Source organism: Vibrio sp. Y176 (assembly GCF_033438945.1).
Map to the genome: position 1 here is coordinate 1 of NZ_JAWOQS010000791.1, position 606 is coordinate 606.

The 606-nt window shown below is 44.1% G+C and carries 1 protein-coding gene and 1 pseudogene; one reads left to right on the forward strand and one right to left on the reverse strand.

Annotated features, from left to right (window positions below):
- A pseudogene (locus R7O13_RS28675) lies at nucleotides 1-72 on the forward strand (thymidine kinase); the annotation flags it as partial.
- 72 nt (nucleotides 73-144) lie between these two features.
- Here R7O13_RS28675 and R7O13_RS28680 read toward each other — a convergent pair.
- On the reverse strand, nucleotides 145-606 hold a 462-nt coding region (locus R7O13_RS28680; protein ID WP_318305436.1), incomplete at its 5' end, for a YdcF family protein.

A 606-nucleotide genomic window follows, 5' to 3' on the forward strand; every position in this document is an offset into this window, starting at 1 on the left:
GTGGCGATTGGTGGCAACGACCGTTATGTCTCGGTTTGCCGTCAGCACTACAAAGAAGCCCTAGGTAAATAAACCTATCCATTCAGCTTCAAAGCAGTACAGAAAAGCCACCGAATTCGGTGGCTTTTTAATTGTTCATTTCGCTCAGACGAGATCAAAACCGAATCGCTCTAACAAGACTTGATAAGATGAATCCACTTGATTTGGAATGTCTTGCTTAGTTTGAAATCCTTTTTCGGGATAGCTTTTGACGCGGGAAAAATCTTCCATCAGCGCTTCTAACACCATCATTAGCGGCATGTCTTCGTTGATGTATTCGAAGAATGGATGAGCGGTAGAACTGACTTGCACTTGCGAGTAGGGCGATTGCCATTGCTTCTCAAACGTAGCGATGGCGCGGCGTTCCATAAATGGCTTTTGCACTAAAATAATCGATTCGCATTGGATGCCTTTCTCTTTTAATAACTGCTCGGTGAAACGGACGTTTTCTCCACTATTGGTTGAACGTGTTTCTACTAAAATGGCATCGCTTGGTACGCCAGCTAAACGCGCAATGTCTGCAAATGTTTCGGCTTCACTTTTTTCAAACAACCCATCCGTAAAACG